Genomic DNA, 26,029 nt, shown 5'->3' on the forward strand with positions numbered 1-26,029 from the left:
TATTGGCGCCACCCCCGGCGCGGGGGCGCGGGCGTCCGCCGCCCCGCACACCACCCCCCCCCCCCGGGGGGGCGGGGGGGCCGCCCGGGCCGCGCGCCCCCCCGGGCCCCCCGCCCCCTCGTCACATCGCCCTCAGGCCGCGAGCAGCTTGCGCACCCGCTCGGCGCCGACGGCGAGCAGCAGCGTGGGCAGCCGGGGCCCGGTGTCGCGGCCGACCAGCAGCTGGTAGAGCAGGGCGAAGAAGGTGCGCTGGGCGACCTTCATCTCCGGGGTGGGCTTGGCGTCCGGTGCGAACCCGGCCTGGACCTTCGGCACGCCGTAGACGAGCGTCGTCAGGCCGTCCAGCGACCAGTGTGTGTCGAGCCCTTCGATGAGCAGCCGCAGCGACTCGCGGTCCTGGTCGCCGAGGGCGGCCAGGGTCTCGGTGTCCGGCTCGGCGCGCACCAGGGTGCGCTGTTCGGCCGGGACCTGGGTGGTGATCCAGTTCTCGGCGCGGTCGAGCCGGGGGCGTACCTCGTCGAGCGAGCCGATCGGGTTCTCCGGGTCCAGTTCGCTGAGGATGCGCAGCGTCTGGTCCTCGGCCCCGGCCGTGATGTCCGCGACCGATGCGAGGGTGCGGTACGGCAACGGGCGGGGGGTGCGCGGGAGTTCACCGGCCGCGGTGCGGGCGGCGCGGGTGTGCGCGGCGGCGTCGGCGGGGAGCGCCGAGCCGTCGGCCACCTTGGACTCCAGCTTGTCCCACTCGTCGTAGAGCCGCTGGATCTCCTGGTCGAAGGCGATCTTGAAGGACTGGTTGGGCCTGCGCCGCGCGTACAGCCAGCGCAGCAGCGGCGCCTCCATGATCTTCAGGGCGTCGGACGGGGTGGGCACACCGCCCTTGGACGAGGACATCTTGGCCATACCGCTGATGCCGACGAACGCGTACATCGGGCCGATCGGCTGCACCCCGTCGAAGATCTCGCGGACGATCTGCCCGCCGACGACGAAGGAGGAGCCGGGCGAGGAGTGGTCGACGCCGCTGGGCTCGAAGACGACGCCCTCGTACGCCCAGCGCATCGGCCAGTCGACCTTCCAGACCAGCTTTCCGCGGTTGAACTCGCTGAGCCGGACGGTCTCGGAGTGTCCGCACGCGGTGCAGGTGTAGGCCAGCTCCGTGGTGTCGTCGTCGTACGAGGTGACCGTGGTGAGGTCCTTCTCGCACGCGCCGCAGTAGGGCTTGTAGGGGTAGTAGCCGGTGGCGCCGCTGCTGCCGTCGTCCTCGTCGGCGGCGCCCGACCCTTCGGCGGCCTCGATCTCGGCCTCGTCGAGCGGCTTCTGGCCCTGCTTCTGCTTCTGCTTGCCGCCTGCCGCGCCGGCCTTGGCCGGGTCCTTCTTGGTGCGGTAGCGGTCGAGGATCGCGTCGATGTCGCCGCGGTGCTTCATGGCGTGCAGGATCTGCTCGCGGTAGGTGCCCGCCAGATACTGCTCGGTCTGGCTGATCGGGTCGTACTCGACGCCCAGCTCGGCCAGGGCCTCGACCATGGCGGCCTTGAAGTGCTCGGCCCAGTTCGGGTACGCGGACCCGGCCGGGGCGGGCACCGATGTGAGGGGCTTGCCGATGTGCTCGGCCCAGGACGCGTCGATGCCGGGGACGCCGTTCGGCACCTTGCGGTACCGGTCGTAGTCGTCCCAGGAGATGAGGTGGCGCACGGTGTACCCGCGGCGCCTGATCTCGTCGGCGACCAGGTGCGGGGTCATCACCTCGCGCAGGTTGCCCAGGTGGATCGGGCCCGACGGGGAGAGGCCGGAGGCGACGACGACCACCGGTCCGTCCGCGCCAGAGTGTTTCGCGCCCGCGGCACGGCGCTCCGATTCGGCGATGACATCGTCCGCGAAACGGGAGACCCAGTCGGTCTCGGTGCTCTGAGCCACGATCGGCACGTCCTTCTTTCTCGTACGCCTTCAGACAAGGGCGGCTGCCATTCTCCCAGGTCCCTCCGGGAGAGCGAAAACGGCTTTCCCCGCCCTGGGACCGCCATGGGATACTTGGCGTGAATCCCTGTACCTCTATGGAAACGGCAGTCGGCCCATGCCTGAGCCAGTCTCGGTCCCCTCCCTCGCTTCGAAGCTGCAGCAGCACCTCTCGGACGCCCTGACGGCAGCGCTGCCGGATGCCGGTGCCGCGGACCCGCTGCTGCGCCGAAGCGACCGGGCCGACTTCCAGGCCAACGGGATCCTGGCCCTGGCGAAGAAGCTCAAAGGCAATCCGCGCGAGCTGGCGGGCACCGTCACGGCGGCGCTGCCCGCCAATGACCTGATCGAGGAGATCGAGGTCTCGGGCCCCGGCTTCCTGAACATCACACTGACCGACCGGGCGATCACCGAGACCCTCGCGGCGCGCGCCGCCGACCCCCGGCTCGGTGTGCCGTACGCGGCGCAGGCGGGCACCACGGCCATCGACTACGCCCAGCCGAATGTGGCGAAGGAGATGCACGTCGGGCATCTGCGGTCGGCCGTGATCGGCGACGCGATGGCGAAGATCATGGAGTTCGGCGGCGAGACGGTGATCCGCCGCCACCACATCGGGGACTGGGGCACCCAGTACGGGATGCTCATCCAGTACCTGATGGAGCACCCGCACGAGCTGGACCACGAGGGCTCCGAGCAGGACGGCGAGGCCGCCATGTCCTCGCTCGACCGGCTGTACAAGGCGTCGCGCGCGGTCTTCGACTCCGACGAGGAGTTCAAGGCGCGCGCCCGGGACCGGGTGGTGGCGCTCCAGGCCGGGGACCCGGAGACGCTGGCGCACTGGCAGCGGTTCGTGGACGAGTCGAAGATCTACTTCTACTCGGTCTTCAACAAGCTGGACATGGAGATCGAGGACGCCGACATCGTCGGTGAGTCCGGGTACAACGACATGCTGGAGGAGACCTGCCGGCTCCTGGAGGAGTCCGGTGTCGCGGTCAGGTCCGAGGGCGCGCTCTGTGTCTTCTTCGACGATGTGAAGGGCCCGGACGGCAACCAGGTCCCGCTGATCGTGAAGAAGACGAACGGCGGCTACGGCTACGCGGCCACCGACCTCTCGGCGATCCGCGACCGGGTGCAGGGCCTCAAGGCGACCTCCCTGCTGTACGTGGTGGACGTGCGGCAGTCGCTGCACTTCAAGATGGTCTTCGAGACGGCCCGCCGGGCGGGCTGGCTGAAGACGGGCGACCGCGAGGTGAAGCCGGTCCAGCTGGCGTTCGGCACGGTGCTCGGCAAGGACGGCAAGCCGTTCAAGACCCGGGCGGGCGAGTCGGTGCGGCTGGTGGACCTGCTGGACGAGGCGATCGAGCGGGCGACGGCCGTCGTACGGGAGAAGAACAACGAGAAGGTCGGGCTGACCGAGGCCGAGATCGTCGAGAACGGCGCACAGATCGGTATCGGCGCGGTGAAGTACGCGGACCTGTCGACGTCGGCGGCGCGCGACTACAAGTTCGACCTGGACCAGATGGTCTCCCTGAACGGCGACACCAGCGTGTACATCCAGTACGCGTACGCCCGTATCCAGTCGATCCTGCGGCTGTCGGGCGAGGCGGAGCCGGTCGCGCACCCGGAGCTGGAGCTGGCACCGGCCGAGCGTGCGCTGGGGCTGCACCTGGACCAGTTCGCGGAGGTCCTCGCCGAGGTGGCCGCCGCGTACGAGCCGCACAAGCTGGCCGCGTACCTCTACCAGCTGGCCTCGCACTACACGACCTTCTACGCCGAGTGCCCGGTCCTCAAGGCCGGGGCCCCGGAGCAGGTGGAGAACCGGCTGTTCCTCTGCGAGCTGACCGCCCGCACCCTGCACCAGGGTCTGGCGCTGCTCGGTATCAGGACGCCCGAGCGGCTGTAGGGCGCAGCGCCCTCCGGGGCTCCAGGACCTGTCCGATTCATTGGTCCTGGGGCTCCGTGCCCCCGCAACAACTGCCCCTGCCGCACCAACTGCCCTCGCGGGAGCTGCCCCCGCAACAGCATGATCAGTTGCCGGGCGCTCCTGGGCGGACGGCCTCCTTCAGCCCCGCCTCGATCACGCGGGTGAGGGTGTCCAGATACGCGTCACCGCTGTCGCCGTCCATGATCAGCATGCGGAAGCCCAGCGGCGCGATCAGCAGGTCCGCGGCCAGTTCCAGGTCGAGCGAGGCCGGGAGCTCGCCCCGGCCGATCGCGGTCTGCAACATGGTGTGCACCGCGGCGCGGCGCGGTGCCGCCACACTGGTGTGCACCACATCCGCGAGCGTGCTCACACGGCGGCTCTCGGCGAGCAGTCCGGGGCCGATGCCGCTGACCACCGGGTCGGCCAGCTGGTTCCGGAGGGTGCCGAGGAACTCGCGCAGGTCGGTACGGAGGGCTCCGGTGGCCGGAGTCGGCGGCAGCGCGTGCTCCACCGCCTCCCGGACGAGTTCGGTCAGCATCTCCTCCTTGGACCCCCAGCGCCGGTACAGCGCGGCCTTGCCCACACCGGCCCGCCGCGCGATCGCCTCCATGGACATCCGCTCGTAGCCGGTCTCGGCGAGCTCGTCGAAGGTCGCATCGGTGATGGCCTCGGTCACTTGCTGCCGCAACGCAGCGCCGCCGGTTGCCCTGCGTTCTGTCGCCATCCGGCCAGCATAAAGGAGTGGAACGGGTGCGTTCCGTTCGGTGATGGGCTAACGTGGGCCCAGTAAACGGAACGGCACCGTTCCGTTCCGTTCCGAATAGAGTTCCCCATGGAGGACCGGCAATGAAATTCCTTTACGACGACGAGTCCTTCTCCTTCGAGGCGCTGCGGGCCGCCGGTTACGCCACTTACGGAGGCGCCGAGCTGGGCGAGGTCCTGGTGACCTGCCGTCAGATCCCCGAGGGAGACGAAGAGGCGTGGTCGCACCAGTGGGCCGCGACGGCGGCGCGGGTCGAGCGCATCGGCCGGGACGCGCTGGCCGCCGGACACCGGGTGAGTGCGCGGGAGGCGCTGCTGCGGGCCTCGAACTACTACCGGACCGCCGACTTCTACCGGCGGGCGGACCCGGCGAACGACACCGAGTCCGCGCGGCTGGCGAAGGCGTCCCAGCAGACCTTCGCGGACGCCGCCGCCCTGCTCGACATCCCGGCCCGCGCCGTGCGCATCCCGTACGAGGGGACCACCCTGCCTGGCTACCTGTTCCTCGCCGACGAGTCGGGCGAGCCCCGCCCGACCGTGCTGTACCACGGCGGTTACGACTCCACCCTCGAAGAGGGCTATGTCGCCCTGGCCGCAGGGGCGTTGCGGCGCGGCTACCACGTCCTCGTCTTCGACGGTCCCGGCCAGGGATCCACCGTACGCGAGCAGGGCCTGCACTTCCGGCCGGACTGGGAGGCCGTGATCACCCCCGCCGTCGACTTCGCGCTCACCCTGCCGGAGGTGGACGCGGACCGGATCGCGCTCATCGGCACCAGCCTCGGCGGGTATCTCGCCGCACGGGCAGTCGCCTTCGAGCACCGCATCGCCGCCTGCGTCCTGCACGACGGGGTCTACGACGTCCACGCCACGTTCGAGGAGGCCTTCCGGGCCGCGGCGGATGTCCCCGGCGGCCTGGCCGCCGTGATGGAGCAGAGCGTGTCGGCGCGCTGGCTGGTCCACAACGGCCTGTGGACCCTCGGGGTGTCCGGCGCCGACGAACTCCTCGATGCCTTCCGCCCCTACACGCTGGAGGGAGTCGCTGAGCGGGTCACCTGCCCGACACTCGTTCTGGAGGCGGAGAACGACCAGTTCTTCGCCGGCCAGCCGCAGCGCGTCCTGGATGCGCTGGCCTGCCCGAAGGAACTGATCTCCTTCCGTGAGGACGAGGGCGGCGGCGAGCACTGCCACGAAGGCGCGGTCGCCCTGTGGCACCAGCGCGCGTTCGACTGGCTGGACACCGTCTTCGCCGGGTGAGCGACCTGCGGTCCTGCCGCATGAACTGGCCTCTGGAGAAAGGGAGTTCCGTACGGCTCGGCCCGGGGCAAGCGCCCCGGAGTGAGCCGTGCGGAGTGAGCGGCGCGGTGGTGGGCGCAGTGACTCATGTCCCGGCCAGCAGGGCCAGCAGGTCGACGGTTTCCGACTCGTGGGAGGCGAAGGCGCCGTGGTCGCTGGCCCAGGTGACCGTGTGGGTGGCCCGCCGCGTGAAGCGGCGTTGCAGCTCCGGGTGGATGACCCGGTCGTCGGTACAGCGGACGTAGGTGCTGGGCCGCGAGCGCCACACCGCGGTCACCGCCGCCTGGTGGCCGGCCGCCATGACCTGGGGGACCAGTTCGCTGACATGACGGGACCGCCGCTCCGTGCCGAGCCGGCCGTGGAACAGCTCCCCGGCCCTGGCCGGATCGATTGTGGTGGTGCCGGCGATGTCACCGATCATGCATGCGCTCAGATCGCCCGGCGGTGCCTGGGCGAGCAGCCCGAAGCTGGTCTCGCCGACGTCGGGCATCATCGCGGCCAGGTACACCAGATGCGCCACCTTCCGCGGTGGCAGACCGCTGATGACGGCGCCGCCGTAGGAGTGACCGCAGGCGACGACCGGCCCGGCCCCGGCGATGCCGTCCAGTGCGGCTTCGGCGGCGGCGACGTCCCCCGCCAGTGATCCCCGGTGCAGCTCGGCGACGGCCACGGGGACGCCCCGCGCCCGCAGCCCGGCGGCGACTCCCTCCCACGCTCTTCCGCTGTGCCAGGCACCGTGCACGAGGAGCACGCCCCGGGGCGTGGCCGAAGGCGGGTTCGTACTCACTCCGGCTCACCCAGCCCCTCACGTACGGCGCGACGGGCGCGGTGCAGCCGGGACTTCATCGCCGGTGTACTCAGCCCGAGTGCCGAGGCGACGGCCCTCCCCGGCAGTCCCTGGATGTCCCGCATGATGAGGACGCGGCGCTGGTCGTCCGGCAGGGCCGCGATGACTTCGGCCAGCCGCTCGGTCTCCAGCCTGCCCAGCACATCGGCCTCGGCCGAGGACACCGCGGCGCCGACGGCGGTGTCGACGGCCGATTCCGGGCGGCGCGCCAGGCTCCGCGCGCGCCGCGAGCACTCGTTGCGCACGATCCGGAACATCCATGAGGCGAGCGCGGCGGTGGCCCGCAGCGTCCCGATCCTGCGGAACAGGACGATCATCGCCTCCTGCGCCGCGTCCTCAGCGTCCTGACTGCTGGCGCAGAGCGAGAACGCGAACCGCCGGACATGCGGGTACACACCGGAGACCAGCACCCCGATCGACGGCTCGTCGCCGCGCTGTGCCGCTCTGACCAGTTGGTCCCCCGGCCATGAATCCCTGGCGAACTGGGCCACGGTCCTCCCGCCTCTCTCCGCTTCCCGGCCGTACGGCCGCCTTCCCTTGCGTTCATAAGAGCCCCGGCCGGTGCAAAGGATTCAGAGGATCGGAGGATTCGGAGGATCAGAGGATTCGGACGAGTGGGGTCGCGGCAGGCGGAACCGTGGACTGTGTTCGCTCACAGGCCCAGGACCGTCGCCACGAGTTCGGGGCGGCTGCGGACACCGGTCTTCGCGAAGACGCTCTTCAGATGGTCCTGCACGGTGGCCGCGGTGATGTGCAGTTCCGTGGCGATGGCCCGCGAGGGCAGGCCGGCGACGACCCGCGCCAGGACGTCCCGCTCGCGCGGCGTGAGCCCGTACGCGAGCAGCAGCACCTCGGCCACATCGGCGGCCGGCGCCGGGTGCACCGTCACGGCGAGGCGCGCCGGGAACGGGCCACCGCTCAGCGGCGAGGCATGGACCGAGAGCCACCGGCCCGACCGGCCGCGGACCCGACCGTGGGCCGGCAGCGCCGCGCCCCTCCCCCGCGCGGCGACCTCCAGTACCGCGATGGGCAACTCAGCCCCGGGCGAGGCCAGTTCGTCACGCCAGAGTTTCGCGGCCGGATTCTCCGAAAGCAGCCGCAGCTCCTGATCGAGCAGGAGCACACCCGCCTCGTCCGGGCCGGGAGCGGCGTCGGCGGGTGCCCGGTGGACGGCCCGGCGCAGGGCCGCGGCCACCGGGGCGGACAGCCGCCGCAGGACGTCGACGTCGACCGGGGTGAAGTCGGGCCGCCCGCCGCCGCGGAACAGGGCGATGGCGCCCCAGCACCGGTGGTCCACCACGAAGCTCGCCCGCAGTTCGTGCCGTGCGTCGATCAACGGGAGCACGGCCCGGTACCGGTGGCTGGACCCCGGATCATCGCCGGTGGCCGCACCGAGCGTGCCCGCGGACATCTTGGAGCGGGCGAGCGCCGCGAACTTCAGTACGTCGTCCACCAGGTACTCGTTGTACGCGGCGGCTCCGGCCGCGTCCGGCGTGAGGCCGGCGCTCACGTCGTCGGTGATCAGCAACGTGGTGGGGTCGATCGTGCCGAAACAGTAGGAGTCGACCGGTACGAGCCGCGTCAGCCGCTCGGCGATCCGGCGCCGCAGCTCCCGGGAGCCGAGGTCGAGACGGCATATCGCCTCGATGTCACGCACGGTCTCGCGCCGGGCCACCGGGGAACTCACCGGCCGAACGGTACCCCAGAAGTGTGGGATGGCCGGGGGCTGCCCCGGCTTCTAGTCTCAGTGCGGAAAACGCAAGGCACAGGCACAAGCACAGGCGCAAGCACAGGAGGTATCACGGCATGTCCCCGTCCCTGCTCACCGTCGGACTCGATCCCGCGCTGGTGGACGACGCGCCCTCGTCCCGGGCCGCGTTCCCCGAGCTCGACGCCGAAACGGTCCGGGCCGGCGTGGCCGCCGAGCGGGCCCGGCTCACGGAACTCGGCTTCACTGTCGACCTCTGCCTGCTCGACTACGGCCGCACGGCCGAGGCGGTCTACCGCGCCGCACTCTCCGGCAAGGAGTACGACCTCGTGGTGATCGGCGCCGGCATCCGGCTGGACCCGGTGCTGACCCCGCTCCTTGAGGTCCTGGTCGACGCCACCCACGAATTGGCACCCGGCGCGAAGCTCTGTTTCAACGTGAGCCCGTCGACAACCGTCGAGGCCGTCCAGCGGTGGTGGCCCGAACGCGAGCCACTAGTCTGATACTTGATCCAGACCTATCCATCAGTGCTGGTCAAGGACTTGGGTGTGGAGAGAGTGCAGCGCCGCTGTCGCGAAGGGCGGAATCCCCACGGTCCGTTGGAACGTCCACGGCGGGCGGAATCCGGCAGCGGCGGCAGGCATGACAAGGGAAAGGTGCAAGCGCATGGGTGTCAGTGGCGTCGTCAATGAGAACGGGACTGGAGGGAGCGACCCGGAAGAGCCGTCGCTTCCCGCGTCCGACAGGGACGAGGGGGGTGTCTCGGGCGAGCGTCTGGTGCTCTTCACCGACGCGGTGACCGCGATCTCCATCACCCTGCTGATCCTGCCGCTGGTGGACCTCGTCCCGGAAGTCGCCTCCGCCCACAAGCCCGCCAGCGAAGTGATCACCGGTCACCTCACCCAGATCTGGAGCTTCCTGCTCAGCTTCGCGGTCATCGCGAACATCTGGCGGGAGCACCACCGGGCCTTCTCGACGGTCAGGACGGCCTCCCGCACCCTGACGGTGTGGAACATGGGGTGGCTGCTCTCCGTCGTCGTCATACCCCTCCCGACGGAGATGATGGGCGCCTTCGGTGGCCGCGACCGGTTCGTGGGAGCGTTCTACTACGCGGCGCTCCTGGCCGGCATGGTGTGCCGGCTGGCCATGCTGAACATCCTGAAGAACAACCCGGGGATGGTCGAGGGGGACAGCGAAGCGACCCGCCGGAGGACCGCGGACCTGTACGCCGACAGCTTCATCACCGTCCTCGCCGTGGTCGTCGCGTTCGCCATCGCGCTCGCCGTGCCCGTGCTGCAGTACTACAGCCTTCTGCTGCTGATCGTGGCGGGCCGGGTGCGCTTCACGCGACGGCGCACCGCTCACTGACCGCCGGAACGCCCGGCGCGCGACGCGCGGATCACTGCAAGGGCCGTTCCCAGGCGTCCCCGCCGAGCGGGTGGACGTAGTGGGGGCGGCCCTTCGTGCTGCTCGCGCGGAACGGCCTGCCGTGGTCGTCGATACGGACGGTCCCGTGCCGGCTTCCGCTGCTCCACTGGAGCTCCAGGTACCAGCTGACGTCGTGCGCGCCGGTGTGGGCGTTGACCTCAAGCACCTGCGGGTCGCCGGCGGACACCTTGTACGGGAAGTCGGTCGCCGGGATCTTCCGGTCGCCCTGCACCCCTGCGGTCGCCTTCGCCAGCGGCGTCCCGGTGTCCAGGTTCACATCGAAGGCCGCCGGGGTGAGCCCGCCGCCGCAGCCGTCGCCCATCGCGTACGAGGACCAGGCGAGCGGCGCCTGCCGGCCCACGATCCTCACGTGCAGGGCCTGGAGCACCACCGCGTCCCCCGTCTTTCCCTGCACGGACAGCTCGATCCGCGCTCGGTCGCTGGAGACTCCGCCCAGCGCGGTGGCCCAGCTCGCGGCGTCCTGCTCGGCCGGGGGCGGCGGCATTTTCCCGGCGGGCCGGTCGACCAGATACGACTGGCTGCACGGGCCGTCCCAGACGTACGGCCGGACGTTGACCGTCAGGGGTACGGCGGGGACGCTGCTGCCGTCGGCGCCCAGTGCGCCGCCGTCCCCCGTCTTGCCGTCGCCGGAGGGAGACGGCCGGGTGGAGGGCGAGACGGAGGGGCTCGCGGAGGGCTTGCCCCGCTTCTTCTCCTCGGGCCCGGCGGTGCCGGTGGCGGCCGACGACGGGCCGGCGTGCACGGACGAGGTGTCGCCTGCGGCCGAGTGGTGCTCCGGCGATGCGGCTCCCGTGTTCCCCACGGCCACCGCCACCGGGACGGCGATCGCGACGGCCACCACGGCGGCCCCGGCCAGCCGGAGCCGCCGCCCGACCTTGCGGCGGGCGGGGGCGGACCCGGACCCGTGGCCGGACACGGAGGCGGAGGCGGCTTCGGGCTGGGGGCCGGTTTCCGGACCGGCTCCGGGAGCGGCACCGGATACGGGTACGGGTACGCCACCGGCTTCCGTCTCGGCTCCGGCTTCGGCCTCCCCTCCGGGCGCAACTGCGGCTGCACCACCAGGTTCGGCACCGGTACCGACACCGGCACCGGCCCCCTGCGCGGCACCGGCTTCCGCCCCGGTCCCCCGGCCGGGCCCGGCCTCGGTAGCCCCGGCCGCCGTTCCACCCGCCGCCGCGTCCTTGGGCCGCCGCCGGGCCGCGTCGGCCAGCAGCCACCGCCGGTGCAGCGCGATCAGCTCGTCCGGGGTCGCCGCGCAGAGCCGGGCGAACCGCTCGACCGGCGCGTAATCGGTCGGCACCGCATCGCCGTTGCAGTACCGGTGCACGGTGGACGTACTCATGTGGAGCTTCCCGGCAAGGGCTCCGTAGCTCCGCCCCGAGCGGCTTTTCAGCTCTCTGAGCAGCGCGGCGAATTCCTCGGTCTCGGAGCCCACGGCCACCATCCCCCTCGTTCCATGTCCCGGGCACCCGATACGCGTTCCAGGAAGGCGTTCCAGGGGGGACCCTTCCCCCCAGGTCAGAGTACGCGCAGCCGTTCCAGCGTCCCCAATGGTCCGGGAACGATTGCGGCGGTAATCGGCCACCCCACAAGCTGAGTTCGTGTTCAACCGACTCCGGCACGGCTGCGGCCTGGGCGTGGTCGACGCAATCGCGCTGGCCGTCCTGGCCGTATCGACGGCGACGGTCGTCCTGCTCATCAGTCGCCTCTGAACCACCGGACCCACGCACACACCAGACCCACGCACACAACAGACCCACGTGCACACCAGAGCCAGGCACACATCTGCCGGACCAACACCTGACCGACGTACCCACCTGACCCACACCTGATCCACGGGGAGATCCACCATGAACATCCGCCGCAACCGCACCCGTATCACCACCGCAGCCGCCACCGGCCTGGTCGCCGCACTCGCCATCGCCGGACTGTCGGCCGCCACCGCTTCCGCCGCCCCGGCCAAGGCGCAGAAGATCGTCACCTGCACCCCGGCCAACACCAAGACCGTGCTCTCCAGCCGTCCCGCCGGTCATCTGCTGATCAAGTCCACCAACAAGGGCAAGACCCCCTGCTACGCCTACGGCGCCCCGCTCATCGGCTTCGACCACCCGCAGTCGACCGTCCAGATCAACGAGGACAGCGTGCCGCAGGCCGTCGTCACGCTCGATCCCGGCCAGTCGGCGTACGCGGGTGTCCGCACCTACGGCGCGGGCGACAGCGGCCACTACGCCAAGCAGATGTCGCTCAGCTTCGAGGGCCGCGCCATGGCCGGTTCGGTCGGCCCCTCGGCCTCCTTCAAGGTCCCCGCCAAGACCTGGGTCAACGACAACGCCGCCGTCACGTACTGGCAGACCACCCAGTCCGACGCACTCCACTGGTAACCGGGCAGGCGACGACCGCCCTGGCACCCGACGCGCCCTGGCACCCCTCCCCGGGGTGCCAGGCCGTTCCGTCGTCACCGGGCAGGAGCTACCCCAGCGGGAATTCGGCCCGGCTGCTCCAGGCCGTACCGTCGTAGGCGACCAGCCCGACGGAGCGTACGGACGTGCCGAACGGCAGCTTCGTCCGCACATCGGCCTCGACCCTGTCGAGCACGGCGGGCCCCTGCCCCTGGGTGAGCGTCACATGCGGCGCCGGGTCCTCCCCGAACCGCCCCCCGTACGGCGGCGCTTCGGGCCAGCGTGCGTGCACGGCCCGGGTCAGCGCCCGCACCGGGCCGTCCGGCTCGGGGACCAGATGGAGCAGGCCGGGGAAGCGCCCGCACTCCCGGAAGACCACGTCGAAGGTGCGGTGGCCGCCGATGAGTCCGGTCAGCGCGCCCAGCACTCCGTCATCGATGCGGTCCACCCGCAGGAACGGGTAGAGCACGGTCAGATGCGCCGGAACACCGTCCGCCGCCATCGGATCGAACCGCTCCCGCCAGCCTCCGGCCACCGGCTCGGCCTCGGGCACCATGATCACCAGAGCCGTGTCGCCCGCCTGGTACATGTCCACTCCGTCCTCGGGAAGGACGCCACACTCCCACAGCGCCGGGGAGCACGGCGCGGCACCGGCTGCGGACCAGGCCGGCCGGCACACCCGCCCGCCGCTCAGCCGCCGAACCACCCCGCCACGTCCACCCGGAAGCCGCCGCCAGGCAGCGCCCCCGGCACCAGGGCCCGCAGGTCGGACTCCAGTCCGGCGAGCCGCTCCGCGCCCAGGACCCGCGCCCACTGTGCGTACAGCTCGTCGAAGATCTCACCCGACCGCACCAGCACCTCCGTGCCGTGCGCCGTGAGCAGCACCAGCTTGCGCCGCCCGTCGGCGGGGTCGGCGGCCCGCTCGGCGTACCCCAGCTCCTCCAGGCGTTCCACGGTCTTGCCCGCCGCCTGTTTCGAGACCCCGAGCCGCCGCCCCACCTCGCTCGCCGTCGCCCCGCGCACCCCGATCGCCTGGAGCGCGAAGCCGTACGCGGGGCGCACATCCGGGTGCCCCTCCTCTGCGAGGCGGGCGTGCAACTGGTCGATGGCGGCGCGGAATCCGGCGAAGAGCAGCATCGGCAGCTCGTAGCCGTGCCCGGCAGCTGCTCCGGCCGGGGCTCCGGGCTCAGCCATGGTGCGGCCCGCCGTTGCGCATTTCGACAACCTGGTTTACGTTTTCGTCAATCACGTTGTCGATTTTACGAGCGAAGGACCACCCATGCCAGTCACCGCCCCCGACCACGCCGCCTTCCCGGACCACACCGTCGAATCCGCCCCCGCCCCCGCGCGCCGCGCCATGCAGGCCACCGCCGACCGCCTGGGCTACCTCCCCTCCCCCGTGGCCAGGATGGCGACCTCGCCGCAGACCCTCGACGGCTTCCTGAAGCTCAGCGGAATCTTCGAGTCGACCACCCTGAGTCAACTGGACCGCGAGGTCCTCATCCTCACCATCGCCACCCGCAACGAGTGCCATGTCTGCGTGGCCATGCACACGGCGAAGCTCACCGCCCTGGGTGCGGACCCCGGCCTCATCGATGCGCTGCGCACCCAGAAGCCGCTCACAGAAGCGAAGTTGGAGGCGCTGCGCACCTTCACGCTGGAGGTGCTGGCCACTGCGGGGGCGGTCAGGGAGGCCGGCCTCCAGGCGTTCCTGGGACACGGATACACCCCGCAGAACGCCCTGGAGGTGGTCCTCGGCATCGGTACGTACACCCTCTCGACCTTCGCCAACCGGCTGACCGGCGCCCCGCTCGACGACCAGCTCGCGGCGTTCGCCCCGCAGTGAGGTCAGGGGCGGCCGTTCAGTCGAACTCGCACCACACGGTCTTGCCCGGACTGCGGCTGCTCACCCCCCACCGGTCCGCCAGTGCCTCCACCAGCAGCAGCCCCCGCCCGGTCTCGTCGGCCACGGCCGCGATACGCGGGACACCGTCGCCGCTGTCGTGCACTTCGACCCGCAGCAGCCCGTCCCCGTACGACCGGAGCTGCAACCGGTATCCCCGGCCGGGCGGTACGCCGTGGAGCACCGCGTTCGTGGCCAGTTCGCTCACACAGAGCAGCACCTCGTCCGCCCGCCCGGCGGCCTCCCAGTCGGTGAGGGCGCTACGGGTGAACTCCCGGGCCGCCCGTACGGACCTGCGCTCCCGCCGGTAGAACCGCTCCCGGAGCAAGGGGTGTTGAGTCTCGACATCCATGAGGCCACTGTCACTGTCCGTCGCTACTCTGATGCAGTGCGTCGACCCGTACAGAATTCCCGTACGGGTCGCGCACGCATAACGTGCCGAGCGATACGGGGAGTTCGACATCATGCACCCCAGAAAACGTCCGAGGAAGAACGCGTCCGCCATGCGACTGGTGGGCGCCCTGCTGGCGCGGTTCCGCCTGACCGCCGGGCTGACCCAGAACGCGCTGGCCACAAGCGTGGGCCTGGACTGCGAAACCGTCGCCTCGATCGAACAGGGGCGCCGCCCCCTGAAACCGGACTACGCGGAGATCTTCGACCGCGTGCTCGACACGAAGGGGGCGCTGGCGGTCGCGGTGGCGAACATGCCGGAGATCGACCTGATCCCGGCGTGGGCGGAGCAGTACATCGACCTGGAGCAGGATGCGCTTGCGCTGTCCTGGTACGAGAACCAAGTTCTGCCGGGACTGCTCCAGACCGAGGACTACGCCCGCGCTGTCTTCCGCAGCAAGGTCCCCGCCATGAGCGAGGAAGCGATCGACGGTCAGGTCGCGGCACGTCTGGAGCGCCAGGAAGTTCTACGCCGAAAAATGCCACCTACCACCAGCTTCATCATCTCGGAGGCCATTCTCAGAGACTGCCTCGGCGGCCCCGAGGTACACAGAGCCATGCTGGCGCACCTTCGTTCGTGCTCCGACCTGCCAGGTATCACGCTCCAGGTCATGCCGTTCGGCCGACAGACCCATGCAGCGCTCGACGGCCCATTCATCCTGCTCGAAACGCCGGACCATCAGCATCTCGCCTACACCGAAACCCAACGCGGGAGTCAGCTCGTAGCTGACCCCAACGAGGTCAGCATCCTCTCCCAGAAATATGCGATGCTGCGAACTCAGGCCTACAACACCGAGGACTCGAAAGGCCTGTTGGAACGGCGGCTAGGAGAGCAATGAGCACCGCACTTGAGTGGTTCAAGTCGAGCTACAGCGGCAGCGAGGGCGGCGCCTGCCTCGAAGCCGCGTACACCTGGCGCAAGTCCAGCTACAGCAGTGAACAGGGCGGCGATTGCGTCGAGCTCGCATACAACTGGCACAAGTCCAGCCACAGCGGAAGCGACGGCGGCAACTGCCTGGAAGTCGCTGCGCACCCCGCCGCCATCCACATCCGGGACTCCAAGAACACCGAAGGCCCCACCCTCACCCTCACCCCCGCCGCCTGGTCCGCCTTCGCCAGGTTCGCCACCAGTACCGGAACCCCCTGATCCGTCCCGTCCCAGTGGCAGGATGACAGCAGTACGCCGACGGGAGAGGGACCCATAGACATGGCTGTCGTCCACCGCACCACACTGAGCCCCACCAAGCTGGAACTGCTCGCCGCCTGGCTGCCCGCGCAGCCCTGGTACCTCGGCGGCGCGGACCGTACGCCCGAGCTGTCCAAGGCGGGCGGCTTCCGGCTCGACGACCCGACCGGTGCGGTCGGGATCGAGTTCATGCTGGTCACCGACGCGTCCGGGGACGAGCCCGTCACGTACCAGGTGCCGCTCAGCTACCGGGACGCGCCGCTCGAAGGCGCGGGCGACGAGGCGCTCGTCGGCACCACGGAGCACGGGGTGCTCGGCAAGCGCTGGGTGTACGACGGGGCGCACGACCCGGTGCTCGTCGCCCAGCTGGTCGCCGCGATGGCCGGGGCGGCGCTGCCGCAGGAGCAGAGCATCAGCAACACCCCCGACCCGACCGTCGAGGGCCACTTCACCGGCACGGAACACCCCGTGGCCACCGGGATCGCGGCGGTGGCCGACGGCGAGGACGGCACCGACGTACGCGTACGGACGTCCAACACCGCGGGCCCCGGACTGACCCTCCACATCAACCGGGTGGTCCGCCCCGGCCAGGCCGCCACCCCGCAGGACCTGGGCCGCGTCACGGGAAATCTGTCCCTCCCGGACGGCACGAAGGCACGCGCCGTGTACGCGGTCGTCCGCGAGACCGACTCGGGCCCGGCCGCATAGGCGGCGCCCCTTGGCGCCCGGCCCTTCCTGCCGGTCAGCGACAATCGTCGTGGCCGGCGGAGGGGTCATCGGCAGGCGATCCGACAAGCGTCGAGCATCTGGTCAGCCGTCCGGCACGGTGCCGGCCCGTGCGAGGTGTTCGAGGGTCGTCGCCAGATGCCTGGCCGCTGTGCTGGAGTGCCGGTTGGCGGGGACGGCGAGGGACAGCGACCAGGTCAGCCGGTCGCTGCCGGGCCCGACGACGCGCGGATGAGGGCCGGGGCCCAGGTATGCCTCGGGCAGGATCGCCACGCCCAGCCCGTGGCGGGCGTAGGCCGCGGCCGTGTCGGCGTTGGCGACCTCGATGCCGACGTCGCGGTGTTGCCCGGCGGCGGCGAAGGCGCGGTCGACGACGGACCGGCTGCCGTAGCCGGCGGGAAAGTCGACGAAGGTCTCCCCGGCCAACTCGGCCAGCGTCGTGCTCTCCTCTGCGGCCAGGGGATGCCCGTCCGGTATGACGAGGCGCATCCCGAACGACGCGAGAGGCTTCAGCCGCAGATCCCGTCCCGCCGGGCCGGGTTCGGAGAGCAGGGCGAGGTCGAGCCGGTCGGCGCACAGATCGTCGGCGAGGCCGTAGGACCCGCCGGGACGCTGGGTCAGCCGGACCCGCACCCCGGGGTACCGCGCACGGAGCCGGCCCAGCGCGAGCGGGAGCCCGATGTCGGGCAGCGAGGCCACGACGCCGATCCGGACCTCTCCTCGGATCCCACCGTGGACCTCTTCCACGGCGTCGATCGCCGAACGGGCGGCCGCGAGCGTCTCGCGTGCGTGAGGCAAGAGAGCCCGGCCGGCCTCCGTCAGCTGCACGTTGCGAGGGGTGCGGTGGACGAGTTCGGCCCGCAGCCCGCTCTCCAACGCCTTGATCCCGGCCGAGACCGCGGACTGGACCACGTGCAGCCGGGCCGCCGCCCGCGTGAAGCTGCGTTCGTCCACCACGGCGAGGAAGTACTCCAGGTGCCTCAGCTCTACTCCGATCACGAATATTGATCGTAGCCAGCACCAATGATCGTTGTACAGAATTCTTCCTCCGCGTGACAGTGGTCGGACACGAGAACGAGTCGGGACACGAGAACGAGGAGGAACCGTTATGCGGCGCAACCATCGGGTTCTGATCGTCGGGGCCGGGATCGCGGGACCGACGTTGGCGTTCTGGCTCGCTCGCCATGGGTTCACCCCGACCGTGGTGGAGCGCTCGCGCGAACTCCGCGCGGGGGGACAGGCGATCGACGTGCACGGCCGCGCGGTGGACGTGCTTGAGAAGATGGGACAGCTCGACGCCGCCCGTGCCGCCCGGACCGGGATCCGGGGGATGGACTTCGTCGACGGCCGCGGCCGGACCCTGGCCAGGACCGAGGCGTTCAGTCTCACCGGCGGCACCGTGGGCGGCCGTGACATCGAACTCATGCGCACCGACCTGGCGAACCTGCTCCTGGAGAGCACCCGTGAGAGCACCGAGTACCTCTACGGCGACCGGCCGACGTCCGTCGAGCAGACCGACACGAGTGTCACCGTGGAGTTCACGAGTGGGCTGATACGGGAGTTCGACCTGGTGGTGGGCGCCGACGGGGTGCGCTCCGCGACCCGGTCGATGGCTTTTCCCGCCGACACCTGGCGTATGCACCGGCTCGGGCGCTACATCGCCATCGGTGAGATCCCCAACTACCTGGACTACGACCGCTGGGAGACCTTCCACGCCGCAGGCCCGGATCGGCGGGTCTGCTACTTCGCCGGCGCCCGATCGACCCGCGCGATGTTCACCAAGGCCGACCCCGACCTCGACATCGAGCAGTACGACGACGAGGGCCTGCGGGGGCGGCTGCGCTCCCACTTCGAGAAGGACGGCTGGCACACCCGCCGACTGCTTGACGAGATCACGGCCAACGAAGACTTCTACTTCGACGACCTGCGCCAGGTCCACATGGACTCCTGGCACCTCGGACGGGTCGCGCTCGTCGGCGACGCCGGCTACTGCGCCTCACCCGCCTCCGGGCTGGGCACCACCCTGGCCATGGTCGGTGCCTACGTCCTCGCCGGCGAGCTCGCCGCCGCCGGCGGGCAGCACCAACTCGCCTTCGCCCGCTACGACCGCCGGATGCGGCCCTTCGTCGACGACTGCCAGGAACGGGCCCGCCGCGGCGGCAACCTCTTCATCAGCCGCCCCCGTTTCTGGCTGCAGATGCAGCAGATGCGCCTCTCCAACCTGCCCCTGCTCCGCGGAGCCATGAGGCGCCTGGCCGCCGGATCCAAGGAGCACATCGGGGCAGGCATCACCTTCCCCGAGGAAGACCCCGGGGCCTCGCTGCCGGTCGCGTGAGGCGGGCCCCGGACGAGGCCAAGGACCTGGTACCGCAACGGTGCACCGCCTGACAAAGCCCTCCTGGTGGACTCATGGACCATCCCGCTATACACACAGTGTATAGATACTCGTATAGTCCCCACATGGTTTCTGTGTACCTCTTGCCGGTGAAGACGGCCGCGGCGCTCTTCCCGCTCCTGGCCCTGGTGTTGTTCCTGCCGACGGCGGTCGTCCTGTACCGGCGGCACGGCAACATGTCGCACTGGCGCGTGATGTCGCTCCTCGGCTTCCTGTACTACGCGATCTCGGCCCTGTGCATGACGGTCGTGCCGCTGCCCAGGGAGACGCGGGGCATGTGCCGGAGGTTCGCCGCGGTCGCCCATCCGCAGTGGATGCCGGGCAACACCTTCGGTGACATCTGGAAGGAGGCGCACCATAAGGTCTCGCTCGGCGCGCTGGTGTTCCACAACCCAGCGGTGGCCGGTGCGCTGCTGAACCTGGTCATGCTGGTGCCGCTGGGTGCCTTCGTCCGCTGTCACCTGCGGCGCGGCATCGCGGCGGCGGCGGTCGCGGGCTTCGGTGTCTCGCTGTTCTTCGAAGTCACGCAGGGCACCGGGCTGTGGGGTATCTACCCGTGCCCCTACCGGCTGTTCGACGTGGACGACCTGCTGATCAACACCGCGGGAGCACTGGTCGGCTGGTGCGTGGCCGGACCGCTCGCCCGGGTGCTGCCGACACTGGACACGCTGGAGAAGAGGGTGGGTGGGCGGCGGCGCGTCCCCGTCGGTCAGCGGCTGGTGGCGCTGCTGACCGACCTGGTCGGAGCCGCGGCCGTGATCGCCGCCGCGGTCCTGGCCCTGATGTACGCCGGGCAGCAGGGCTCTGCGGTCCTGACGCCGGTGACGGCCGTAACCCTTCCCGTCTACTTCGTCGTGCTGCCCTGGCTGACCGGGGTGACCCCGGGCAAGCGGCTGCTCCGGCTCCGGCTCGTACCGGTCGGAGAAGCCGGGAAGCCCGCGCTGTGGCGGCTCGTTGTACGCGCGGCGCTGCTGGGCGTGGTGGCACTCCCGCTGGTGGCGACCTTCGTGGCGGCGTCGCTGGTCCTGCTGGAGCGGCCCATGGGGCTGCTCCGCCAGGTCACGGACGCGGGCGTGCATGATGTCTACTGGCTGCTGATCGGCCACTTCCCGCAGATCCTGCTGGCGACCTCTGTCTGCGGCTGGGTCGGTGCGTACGTGTTCCTGGCCCGGCGCCGGGCGCCTCAGCTCTGGTTCCACGAACTGGCCTCCGGGGTGCGGACCGTGGCATCGCCGCGCGCCCGCTCCAGCTCCAGCTCCAGCACCAGCACCAGCACCAGCACCAGCACCAGCACCAGCACGGAACACCCGGCCCGCCCGCAGGTCACTGAACCGGACGACACCACCGGCCGGCCGGACGCCGTTGACGTCCGTGCGCTCGCACGACGGCAGGGTTGACGACGAGGTCGGGCCCCGGGCGGCCTTCGGCCGCCGGGGACCGGAACGGGCCGTGAGCGAGGGCATTCGGCCGTGTCCAGGTAGTCCGTGACGGCCCCGTGAGGGTGTCAGACCTGGCCGTAGCCGCCGTCGACCTGGTAGTCGGCGCCGTTGACGTGGGAGGCCGCGTCCGAGGCGACGAAGGCGATGACGGCGGCGACCTCTTCCGCGGTGCCGGCTCGGGTCATCGGGGTCCCGGTGCCCATCGTGGCGATGAGCGCCTCGCGTTCCCCGGCGGTGGCGGCCAGCTGTGCGATACCGGGGGTGTCCGTCGGGCCCGGGCTCACCACGTTCACCCGGATCCCGCGTGGGGTCAGCTCCAGGGCCCAGGTACGGGCGAGGGCGCGGACCCCGGCCTTGGAGGCCGCGTAGAGACTCCGCCCGCGCGACGCCTTGTGCGCGGCCATCGAGCCGGTGAGGACGATGACGCCACCGTCCACCAGCAGCGGCAGCGCCTTCTGGACGGTCATGATCGTGCCGGTGATATTGACGTCCAAGACCGTCCTGATGACGTCCTCGGTGATGGTCCCCAGCGGTGCGGTCGCGATCGCCGCCGCGTTGACGACCAGTACGTCCAGCCGGCCGCTGCGCCGTTCCACCTGCGCGAAGAGCCGGTCGAGGTCGTCGGCCGAGCGCGAGTCGGCCCGCACCCCGACGACATCACCTGGTAGGTCCGCGGCCGCCGCCGTCAGGGCGTCCTGGTCCCGTCCCGTGATGTAGACGGTGCCGCCCCCTTCGGCGATCTTCCGTGCGGTGACGTGCCCGATACCGGCACTCCCGCCCGTCACGACCGCGACCTTGTTGTGAAACGCGTTGCTCATGGAACTCGTCGTCCGTTCATCTGGGCAGCCGTTCCGAAGGGAACGTCCTGGGGAACACAGGCGGTACGAGCCTGAGCCTGTGCGGACACCGGTGCCAGAAGCCCGCTGATGCTGGTACTGGCAGCACCAGGCCGACGCCTCCCGGCTCTGGCACAGTGGGGACCTGTGCCGACGACCACGAACCGGACCGAACTGCGGGAGTTCCTGCGCTCACGACGCGCGCGGGTCTCGCCCGAGGACGTCGGCATCCTCCCGGGAGTTCGGCGGCGCACCCCCGGACTGCGCCGCGAGGAGGTCGCCCAGCTGGCCGGTGTCGGCATCACCTGGTACACGTGGCTGGAGCAGGGGCGGCCGATCAACGTCAGCTCCCAGGTGCTCGACGCGGTGGCCCGCACGCTGTTTCTGGATGCCGCCGAGCGCGACCACCTCTACCGTCTGGCCGAGGTCCCCCAGCCTCCGGTCACCCGCGGTCCGCCGTCCGCGCTCCCCGGCCACCTCGACACCGTCCTGGGAGCCCTGGACCCGTTGCCCGCCATGCTGGTCGACGCCCGCACCGACGTGCTGCGCTGGAACCGCGCTTACGCGGCCCTGCACCCCGCTCTGGTCAGTGCTCCGCCGGGCAGGCGCAACACCCTCTGGCACCTCTTCGCGGAACCGGAGGGGCAGCACCGCATCGTCAACCGCGACGAGCAGGCGCCCGAGGCCGTGGCAGGGTTCCGCTATCGCTACAGCCAGAACGCGGGCGACCCGCAATGGCAGGACTTCGTCGCCCGTCTGTGCACCGCCAGCCCGCTGTTCTCCCGGCTCTGGGCCACTCACGACGTCGCTCCACCGCACCTGTGCGACAAGCGCTACGACATCACAGGGATCGGCGAAGTGAGCCTGCGTGCCACCGGCATGGAACTGACCGACCACCCCGGCGTCCGCCTCGTCGTCCAGACCCCCACCGACCGGCGCAGCCGCGAGAACATCGACCGCCTGCTACGGGACAGCCCTTAGGCCGGGCGACGCACCTGTGACCGCCTAGACCACGGTCGACGAACCGCGGGCGCCGGTCCAGGTGTCGAGCGCGGTGGCGCACGCGCTGCGGCGGGCGTCGGCGTCGGAGGCGCGGGTGGCGAAGGCGATGTGGCCGTCGGGGCGGATCAGGACCTGCCGCACTCCGGCGAAGGCGTCGGGCAGGTCCGGCGCGGTGGCGCTGAGCGTGGCGAACCCGTCGCGCGCGGCGGAGGGCGGCCACGGTGTGGCGTCGTCCCCGGTGAGGTCGAGCAGGAGGAACCGGCCGTCGGTGAGGTGGTCGAAGACGCGGGTCGCCTCGCCGTTCCGGCTCAGGCCGAGGTCGGGCATGCGCTGTCCGGTCAGGGGGTCGCTGCCTTCCGGGGCGGGGTAGGCGGTGCTGAGCGCCGAGACGCGTCCGGCCAGAAGCCGGTTGACCTGTTCCAGGCCGAGCAGTTCGTCGACCAGGGAGCGCAGGGCGGTGGCGGGCCGCCGGTACTGCGGCACGAGGGCGAGTTCGGCCAGCAGGGTCTGCACCTCGGTGTTCTGCGTCACCGCCATACCCACCGGGCGGCGTTCGGCGTCGTAGCTGTCCAGCAGGGAGGCCGGGGCCGTGCCGCGTATGTCGGCGGCGAGCTTCCAGCCCAGGTTCATCGCGTCCTGCAGGCCGGTGTTCAGGCCCTGGCCCGCCGCGGGGAAGTGGATGTGCGCGGCGTCCCCGGCGATCAGCAGCCGCCCGTTGCGGTAACGCTCGGCCAGGCGCGTGGCGTTGCCGAAGCGGGAGAGCCAGCGGGGCTCGGCGATGGCGAGCTCGTCACCGCACAGCCGCCGCAGTGAAGCCTTGAACTCCTCCAGCGTGACCTCCTCGCGGGACGGGGTGCGCAGGCGCTCGGGGTCGATGTACACGAGCCGGGTCAGCCCGCCCTCCAGCGGGACGACCATGACGCCGGCGGCCCGTGCGGCCCGGAGCGCGGCGGGATCGGCGGTGACGGTGGCGAAGTCGCCGAGGACGCCGGTGAGGGTCTCGTCGGTGCCGGGGAAGCCGATTCCGGCGGCCCGGCGCACCACACTGCGGGCGCCGTCGCAGCCCACGGCGAACCGTGCCCGTACGGCGGTCCGCCGCCCGTTGCCGTCGCGGAGCTCCAGCGACACCCCGTCGGCATCCTGGGTCAGGTCCGCGACCTCGCAGTCGCGGTCGATGACCACCCCGAGCCGGCGGGCCCGCTCTTCCAGCAGGGCCTCGGTGCGGGCCTGCGGCAGGAACAGGGTGTAGCCGTGGCGGCTGTCCAGCGCGCTGAAGTCGAGTGGGGTGTCCAGGCCGGCGAAGTGCCAGCCCGGCAGCGTCCGGCTCTCGGCCAGGAACCGCGGGGCGAGGCCGCGCAGGTCCAGGATCTCGACGCTGCGGGGGTGCAGCGTCAGCGCCCGGGAGTTCCGGTTTGCCTCCTTGCGGCGCTCCACGATGCGGGTCCGCACACCGGCCAGGGCCAGCTCGCCGGCGAGCATCAGGCCGGTCGGCCCGGCTCCGACGATGATCACGTCCGTTTCCATCACACACTCCGCGGTTTCCATGACGCTCTGAATTAGTGAACGATGTTCACGTGAACATCGTTCACTATACTCGGGCGGCATGTCACCTGTGTCAAACGCACCCCGGGGCCGCCCCGCCCGCCTCACCCGCGCCGCCACGGTCGAATCCGCTCTGGAACTCCTGGACGAGGTGGGCATCGACGCGCTCACGATGCGGCGCCTGGCGGACCGGCTCGGCGTACAGGCGGGCGCGCTCTACCGCCACTTCGCCACCAAGCAGGATCTGCTCACCGCCATGGCCGACCAGATCCTCGGCACCGTCACCGCACCCGGCCCGGACGAGGTGTGGAGCGCCCAACTGCTGCATCTGGCCCGGTCGATGCGCCAGGCTCTGCTGGCACGCCGCGACGGCGCCCGGGTCTACGGCGGAACGCACTCAAGCGGCCCCCACACCCTGGCCCTGGCGGAGGCCACCGTGTCCGCCCTGCGCACGGCGGGCTTCGACGACGCCGACGCCGCCCGCGCCCTGTTCACCGTCACCAACTTCGTCCTGGGCAACACACTGGAGGAACAGGCGGCCCAGCCGGACGGCGCCGGCCGCCCCGCCGGTGCCGCGCTGGTACGGGACGCGGTGCTCCAGGGCGGCTTTCCGCACCTCAAAGCCGTGCTGCCCGAGCTGACCGGAGCCGACCTCGCTGACTACTTCGAGTTCGGCCTCAACGTGGTGGTCAGCGGGCTGCGCGCGACGCGCGAATGAGCATCCGTGATGCGGGCGGTGCGGCGTGACCGCGCAGACCTACCCCTGGGCGGTGGGGCGGACGACGATGTCACCCACATCGACACCGTCCGGCTGCTCGATGGCGAAGGCGATGGCGCGGGCCACCGCGTCCGGCGAAAGACCGATCTCCATCATCCTGTCGATCTGGTCCTTCACGGCCGGATCCATGCGCTCCGCGAAGTCCGTACGGACGACGCCGGGCGAGACGACGGTCACCCGCAGACTGTCACCGGCCTCCTGACGCAGGCCCTCGGAGATGGTGCGCACGGCGTTCTTCGTGCCGGCGTACACCGCCTGGAGCGGCACGATACGCAGTCCGGCGGTGGAAACGGTGTTGACGAAGTGCCCGAAGCCCTGCTCCCGGAAGACGGGAAGAGCCGCGGCGATCCCGTACAGGACCCCTTTGAGGTTCACGTCGATCATCTCCTCCCAGTCCTCGACGCGCAGGTCATCCAGACGGGAGATCAGACCGACCCCGGCATTGCTGACGAGGACGTCGAGCTTGCCGTATCGATCGCATGCCAGCTTGACGAGGCCGGAAAGGTCCTCGTGTCGCGTCACGTCCGTGCGGACCCAGGCGGCTTCACCGCCGGCCTTTTCGATGCGGGCGACCAGGGCCTCCAAACGCTCCGGACGGCGCGCCCCGAGGACGAGCTTCGCACCGCGCTCGGCGAGCAGGAGCGCGGTCGCCTCACCGATTCCGCTGCTGGCGCCCGTGATCGCTACGACTTTACCGTCGATTCCCGACATGATGGACAGCCCTTCCCATAGACGAGTGAGAGCGGCCGTGCCCTACAGTGAAAGTGGAGGCACCGCCACTTCATCCACACTAAGTGGCGGCTCCTCCACTTAGCAAACGGAGACAGGGAGAGTCATTGATGGCCCGGGACGCAGGACGCCCGCTGAGGGCTGACGCACAGCGGAACAGGGAGAAGATCCTGGCCGCCGCGGTGCGCGTGTTCACCGAGGAGGGACTGGATGCGCACTTCGAGCGCATCGCCAGAGAAGCGGGCGTGGGAACCGGCACTCTCTACCGCAACTTCCCGACCAGGGAAGCTCTGATCGAGGCGGCCTACCGCAACGAAGTGGCCCGGCTGTGCGAGGCCGTCCCCGGCCTCCTGGCGGCGATGTCGCCCCTTGAGGCCCTGCGAGCCTGGACTCGTCGCTTCATCGACTACGCCACCGCCAAACTCGGCATGGCCGACGCCCTGCGAGCCGTCGTGAACTCGGGAACCAATCCCTACGCCGACAGCCACGAGATGATCCAGGCCGCCCTCTCCTCCCTCATGGACGCCAATACCACTGCCGGAACGATCCGGTCCGACATCAGCCCGACCGACATGTTCGCCGCCCTCGCCGGTATCGCCCTCACCTCGGCCAAGCCCGAGCAGCGGGAGCAGGCCGAACGCCTCCTCGATCTCACTCTGGACGGACTGCGATCTGCGCCGTCGCGGCTCACCGAGAACTGACGGCGGATGC

Annotated in this window: 27 protein-coding genes; 14 read left to right on the top strand and 13 right to left on the bottom strand. The window is 70.8% G+C overall.

Annotated features, from left to right (window positions below; all coding sequences use genetic code 11):
• Positions 1–132 precede the first annotated feature (132 nt).
• A complete protein-coding gene (lysS, locus tag ACFXBC_RS23360) occupies positions 133–1,920 on the bottom strand; it encodes a lysine--tRNA ligase (RefSeq protein ID WP_385027638.1) in 1,788 nt (595 codons plus the stop codon).
• 148 nt (positions 1,921–2,068) lie between these two features.
• On the opposite strand from lysS, the gene argS reads away from it, so the two are divergent.
• On the top strand, positions 2,069–3,853 hold the full coding sequence (gene argS, locus ACFXBC_RS23365; protein WP_385027641.1) for an arginine--tRNA ligase: 1,785 nt from the start codon (positions 2,069–2,071) through the stop codon (positions 3,851–3,853).
• A gap of 124 nt (positions 3,854–3,977) precedes the next feature.
• Here the strand turns inward: argS and ACFXBC_RS23370 are convergent, their stop codons facing one another.
• Positions 3,978–4,598, bottom strand: a complete 621-nt coding sequence (locus ACFXBC_RS23370) for a TetR/AcrR family transcriptional regulator (RefSeq protein WP_385027644.1) — start codon at positions 4,596–4,598, stop codon at positions 3,978–3,980.
• A gap of 122 nt (positions 4,599–4,720) precedes the next feature.
• On the opposite strand from ACFXBC_RS23370, the gene ACFXBC_RS23375 reads away from it, so the two are divergent.
• Positions 4,721–5,890, top strand: a complete 1,170-nt coding sequence (locus ACFXBC_RS23375; RefSeq protein ID WP_385027647.1) for an alpha/beta hydrolase family protein — start codon at positions 4,721–4,723, stop codon at positions 5,888–5,890.
• A gap of 124 nt (positions 5,891–6,014) precedes the next feature.
• On the opposite strand, the gene ACFXBC_RS23380 is transcribed toward ACFXBC_RS23375, so the two are convergent.
• The 3 genes from ACFXBC_RS23380 to ACFXBC_RS23390 form a co-directional block, all read right to left on the bottom strand.
• Entirely contained in the window at positions 6,015–6,716 is a 702-nt protein-coding gene (locus tag ACFXBC_RS23380) for an alpha/beta hydrolase (protein WP_385027650.1), read from the bottom strand.
• A complete protein-coding gene (locus tag ACFXBC_RS23385) occupies positions 6,713–7,267 on the bottom strand; it encodes an RNA polymerase sigma factor (RefSeq protein ID WP_385027653.1) in 555 nt (184 codons plus the stop codon). Before ACFXBC_RS23385 ends, ACFXBC_RS23380 begins: the two co-directional genes overlap by 4 nt.
• 161 nt (positions 7,268–7,428) lie before the next feature.
• Entirely contained in the window at positions 7,429–8,463 is a 1,035-nt protein-coding gene (locus ACFXBC_RS23390) for a LuxR C-terminal-related transcriptional regulator (protein WP_385027656.1), read from the bottom strand.
• Positions 8,464–8,582: 119 nt separating this feature from the next.
• Between ACFXBC_RS23390 and ACFXBC_RS23395 the strand changes: the two genes are divergently transcribed.
• Both ACFXBC_RS23395 and ACFXBC_RS23400 read left to right on the top strand, forming a co-directional pair.
• Positions 8,583–8,987 carry a hypothetical protein gene (locus ACFXBC_RS23395; protein ID WP_385027659.1) on the top strand — a complete coding sequence of 135 codons (405 nt, stop codon included), beginning with the start codon at positions 8,583–8,585 and terminating at the stop codon, positions 8,985–8,987.
• Between the two features lie 163 nt (positions 8,988–9,150).
• On the top strand, positions 9,151–9,852 hold the full coding sequence (locus ACFXBC_RS23400) for a TMEM175 family protein (RefSeq protein WP_385027662.1): 702 nt from the start codon (positions 9,151–9,153) through the stop codon (positions 9,850–9,852).
• A gap of 31 nt (positions 9,853–9,883) precedes the next feature.
• On the opposite strand, the gene ACFXBC_RS23405 is transcribed toward ACFXBC_RS23400, so the two are convergent.
• A complete protein-coding gene (locus ACFXBC_RS23405; RefSeq protein ID WP_385027665.1) occupies positions 9,884–11,377 on the bottom strand; it encodes a helix-turn-helix domain-containing protein in 1,494 nt (497 codons plus the stop codon).
• A gap of 406 nt (positions 11,378–11,783) precedes the next feature.
• Here ACFXBC_RS23405 and ACFXBC_RS23410 point away from each other — a divergent pair, with 406 nt between their 5' ends.
• A complete protein-coding gene (locus ACFXBC_RS23410) occupies positions 11,784–12,314 on the top strand; it encodes a DUF4232 domain-containing protein (RefSeq protein WP_385027668.1) in 531 nt (176 codons plus the stop codon).
• A gap of 88 nt (positions 12,315–12,402) precedes the next feature.
• Here ACFXBC_RS23410 and ACFXBC_RS23415 read toward each other — a convergent pair whose 3' ends face one another.
• Positions 12,403–12,921: a 2'-5' RNA ligase family protein gene (locus ACFXBC_RS23415; protein ID WP_385027671.1), complete on the bottom strand. Its 519-nt coding sequence runs from the start codon at positions 12,919–12,921 to the stop codon at positions 12,403–12,405.
• Positions 12,922–13,022: 101 nt separating this feature from the next.
• Positions 13,023–13,526 carry a MarR family winged helix-turn-helix transcriptional regulator gene (locus ACFXBC_RS23420; protein WP_385027674.1) on the bottom strand — a complete coding sequence of 168 codons (504 nt, stop codon included), beginning with the start codon at positions 13,524–13,526 and terminating at the stop codon, positions 13,023–13,025.
• A gap of 85 nt (positions 13,527–13,611) precedes the next feature.
• On the opposite strand from ACFXBC_RS23420, the gene ACFXBC_RS23425 reads away from it, so the two are divergent.
• The gene (locus ACFXBC_RS23425) at positions 13,612–14,178 is read left to right on the top strand and encodes a carboxymuconolactone decarboxylase family protein (protein WP_385027677.1); all 567 of its coding nucleotides are present in this window, start codon (positions 13,612–13,614) and stop codon (positions 14,176–14,178) included.
• A 16-nt stretch (positions 14,179–14,194) separates the two neighbouring features.
• Here ACFXBC_RS23425 and ACFXBC_RS23430 read toward each other — a convergent pair whose 3' ends face one another.
• Positions 14,195–14,587, bottom strand: coding sequence for an ATP-binding protein (locus ACFXBC_RS23430; protein ID WP_385027680.1), 393 nt, complete (start codon positions 14,585–14,587; stop codon positions 14,195–14,197).
• Positions 14,588–14,738: 151 nt separating this feature from the next.
• Here ACFXBC_RS23430 and ACFXBC_RS23435 point away from each other — a divergent pair, with 151 nt between their 5' ends.
• Genes ACFXBC_RS23435 through ACFXBC_RS23445 form a run of 3 tightly spaced genes read left to right on the top strand, consistent with a single transcriptional unit; the run spans position 14,739 to position 16,579 of the window.
• Entirely contained in the window at positions 14,739–15,524 is a 786-nt protein-coding gene (locus ACFXBC_RS23435; RefSeq protein ID WP_385027683.1) for a helix-turn-helix domain-containing protein, read from the top strand.
• Complete coding sequence (locus tag ACFXBC_RS23440; protein ID WP_385027686.1) at positions 15,521–15,832, top strand: DUF397 domain-containing protein; 312 nt, start codon at positions 15,521–15,523, stop codon at positions 15,830–15,832. The genes ACFXBC_RS23435 and ACFXBC_RS23440 overlap by 4 nt, the downstream gene beginning before the upstream one ends.
• A 60-nt stretch (positions 15,833–15,892) precedes the next feature.
• Positions 15,893–16,579 carry a 1,4-alpha-glucan branching protein gene (locus ACFXBC_RS23445; RefSeq protein ID WP_385027689.1) on the top strand — a complete coding sequence of 229 codons (687 nt, stop codon included), beginning with the start codon at positions 15,893–15,895 and terminating at the stop codon, positions 16,577–16,579.
• Positions 16,580–16,681: 102 nt separating this feature from the next.
• Here the strand turns inward: ACFXBC_RS23445 and ACFXBC_RS23450 are convergent, their stop codons facing one another.
• Entirely contained in the window at positions 16,682–17,596 is a 915-nt protein-coding gene (locus ACFXBC_RS23450) for a LysR family transcriptional regulator (protein WP_385027692.1), read from the bottom strand.
• 109 nt (positions 17,597–17,705) lie between these two features.
• Here ACFXBC_RS23450 and ACFXBC_RS23455 point away from each other — a divergent pair, with 109 nt between their 5' ends.
• Complete coding sequence (locus ACFXBC_RS23455) at positions 17,706–18,932, top strand: FAD-dependent monooxygenase (protein ID WP_385027695.1); 1,227 nt, start codon at positions 17,706–17,708, stop codon at positions 18,930–18,932.
• 125 nt (positions 18,933–19,057) lie between these two features.
• On the top strand, positions 19,058–20,389 hold the full coding sequence (locus ACFXBC_RS23460; RefSeq protein ID WP_385027698.1) for a VanZ family protein: 1,332 nt from the start codon (positions 19,058–19,060) through the stop codon (positions 20,387–20,389).
• Positions 20,390–20,496: 107 nt separating this feature from the next.
• On the opposite strand, the gene ACFXBC_RS23465 is transcribed toward ACFXBC_RS23460, so the two are convergent.
• A complete protein-coding gene (locus ACFXBC_RS23465; RefSeq protein WP_385027701.1) occupies positions 20,497–21,249 on the bottom strand; it encodes an SDR family NAD(P)-dependent oxidoreductase in 753 nt (250 codons plus the stop codon).
• Between the two features lie 165 nt (positions 21,250–21,414).
• Here ACFXBC_RS23465 and ACFXBC_RS23470 point away from each other — a divergent pair, with 165 nt between their 5' ends.
• Positions 21,415–22,248 carry a helix-turn-helix transcriptional regulator gene (locus ACFXBC_RS23470; RefSeq protein WP_385027704.1) on the top strand — a complete coding sequence of 278 codons (834 nt, stop codon included), beginning with the start codon at positions 21,415–21,417 and terminating at the stop codon, positions 22,246–22,248.
• Positions 22,249–22,272: 24 nt separating this feature from the next.
• Here ACFXBC_RS23470 and ACFXBC_RS23475 read toward each other — a convergent pair whose 3' ends face one another.
• Positions 22,273–23,793 (bottom strand): monooxygenase, encoded by a 1,521-nt coding sequence (locus ACFXBC_RS23475; RefSeq protein ID WP_385027707.1) that lies wholly within the window; start codon positions 23,791–23,793, stop codon positions 22,273–22,275.
• A gap of 79 nt (positions 23,794–23,872) precedes the next feature.
• On the opposite strand from ACFXBC_RS23475, the gene ACFXBC_RS23480 reads away from it, so the two are divergent.
• Positions 23,873–24,529: a TetR/AcrR family transcriptional regulator C-terminal domain-containing protein gene (locus tag ACFXBC_RS23480; protein WP_385027710.1), complete on the top strand. Its 657-nt coding sequence runs from the start codon at positions 23,873–23,875 to the stop codon at positions 24,527–24,529.
• Positions 24,530–24,568: 39 nt separating this feature from the next.
• On the opposite strand, the gene ACFXBC_RS23485 is transcribed toward ACFXBC_RS23480, so the two are convergent.
• The gene (locus ACFXBC_RS23485; RefSeq protein WP_385027713.1) at positions 24,569–25,300 is read right to left on the bottom strand and encodes an SDR family oxidoreductase; all 732 of its coding nucleotides are present in this window, start codon (positions 25,298–25,300) and stop codon (positions 24,569–24,571) included.
• A gap of 128 nt (positions 25,301–25,428) precedes the next feature.
• On the opposite strand from ACFXBC_RS23485, the gene ACFXBC_RS23490 reads away from it, so the two are divergent.
• A complete protein-coding gene (locus tag ACFXBC_RS23490; protein ID WP_385027716.1) occupies positions 25,429–26,019 on the top strand; it encodes a TetR/AcrR family transcriptional regulator in 591 nt (196 codons plus the stop codon).
• The last annotated feature ends 10 nt before the right edge of the window (positions 26,020–26,029 follow it).

The sequence above is a fragment of the Streptomyces sp. NPDC059398 genome, assembly GCF_042751845.1.
Lineage (GTDB): Bacteria > Actinomycetota > Actinomycetes > Streptomycetales > Streptomycetaceae > Streptomyces.

What these genes read in the sequence shown, in the direction of transcription:
- argS (WP_385027641.1), top strand. Translation starts at nt 2,069, where the DNA reads ATGCCTGAGCCAGTCTCGGTCCCCTCCCTCGCTTCGAAGCTGCAGCAG.
- ACFXBC_RS23370 (WP_385027644.1), bottom strand. Translation starts at nt 4,598, where the DNA reads ATGGCGACAGAACGCAGGGCAACCGGCGGCGCTGCGTTGCGGCAGCAA.
- ACFXBC_RS23375 (WP_385027647.1), top strand. Translation starts at nt 4,721, where the DNA reads ATGAAATTCCTTTACGACGACGAGTCCTTCTCCTTCGAGGCGCTGCGG.
- ACFXBC_RS23395 (WP_385027659.1), top strand. Translation starts at nt 8,583, where the DNA reads ATGTCCCCGTCCCTGCTCACCGTCGGACTCGATCCCGCGCTGGTGGAC.
- ACFXBC_RS23400 (WP_385027662.1), top strand. Translation starts at nt 9,151, where the DNA reads ATGGGTGTCAGTGGCGTCGTCAATGAGAACGGGACTGGAGGGAGCGAC.
- ACFXBC_RS23405 (WP_385027665.1), bottom strand. Translation starts at nt 11,377, where the DNA reads ATGGTGGCCGTGGGCTCCGAGACCGAGGAATTCGCCGCGCTGCTCAGA.
- ACFXBC_RS23410 (WP_385027668.1), top strand. Translation starts at nt 11,784, where the DNA reads ATGAACATCCGCCGCAACCGCACCCGTATCACCACCGCAGCCGCCACC.
- ACFXBC_RS23415 (WP_385027671.1), bottom strand. Translation starts at nt 12,921, where the DNA reads ATGTACCAGGCGGGCGACACGGCTCTGGTGATCATGGTGCCCGAGGCC.
- ACFXBC_RS23420 (WP_385027674.1), bottom strand. Translation starts at nt 13,526, where the DNA reads ATGGCTGAGCCCGGAGCCCCGGCCGGAGCAGCTGCCGGGCACGGCTAC.
- ACFXBC_RS23425 (WP_385027677.1), top strand. Translation starts at nt 13,612, where the DNA reads ATGCCAGTCACCGCCCCCGACCACGCCGCCTTCCCGGACCACACCGTC.
- ACFXBC_RS23430 (WP_385027680.1), bottom strand. Translation starts at nt 14,587, where the DNA reads ATGGATGTCGAGACTCAACACCCCTTGCTCCGGGAGCGGTTCTACCGG.
- ACFXBC_RS23435 (WP_385027683.1), top strand. Translation starts at nt 14,739, where the DNA reads ATGCGACTGGTGGGCGCCCTGCTGGCGCGGTTCCGCCTGACCGCCGGG.
- ACFXBC_RS23440 (WP_385027686.1), top strand. Translation starts at nt 15,521, where the DNA reads ATGAGCACCGCACTTGAGTGGTTCAAGTCGAGCTACAGCGGCAGCGAG.
- ACFXBC_RS23445 (WP_385027689.1), top strand. Translation starts at nt 15,893, where the DNA reads ATGGCTGTCGTCCACCGCACCACACTGAGCCCCACCAAGCTGGAACTG.
- ACFXBC_RS23455 (WP_385027695.1), top strand. Translation starts at nt 17,706, where the DNA reads ATGCGGCGCAACCATCGGGTTCTGATCGTCGGGGCCGGGATCGCGGGA.
- ACFXBC_RS23460 (WP_385027698.1), top strand. Translation starts at nt 19,058, where the DNA reads ATGGTTTCTGTGTACCTCTTGCCGGTGAAGACGGCCGCGGCGCTCTTC.
- ACFXBC_RS23465 (WP_385027701.1), bottom strand. Translation starts at nt 21,249, where the DNA reads ATGAGCAACGCGTTTCACAACAAGGTCGCGGTCGTGACGGGCGGGAGT.
- ACFXBC_RS23475 (WP_385027707.1), bottom strand. Translation starts at nt 23,793, where the DNA reads ATGGAAACGGACGTGATCATCGTCGGAGCCGGGCCGACCGGCCTGATG.
- ACFXBC_RS23480 (WP_385027710.1), top strand. Translation starts at nt 23,873, where the DNA reads ATGTCACCTGTGTCAAACGCACCCCGGGGCCGCCCCGCCCGCCTCACC.
- ACFXBC_RS23485 (WP_385027713.1), bottom strand. Translation starts at nt 25,300, where the DNA reads ATGTCGGGAATCGACGGTAAAGTCGTAGCGATCACGGGCGCCAGCAGC.
- ACFXBC_RS23490 (WP_385027716.1), top strand. Translation starts at nt 25,429, where the DNA reads ATGGCCCGGGACGCAGGACGCCCGCTGAGGGCTGACGCACAGCGGAAC.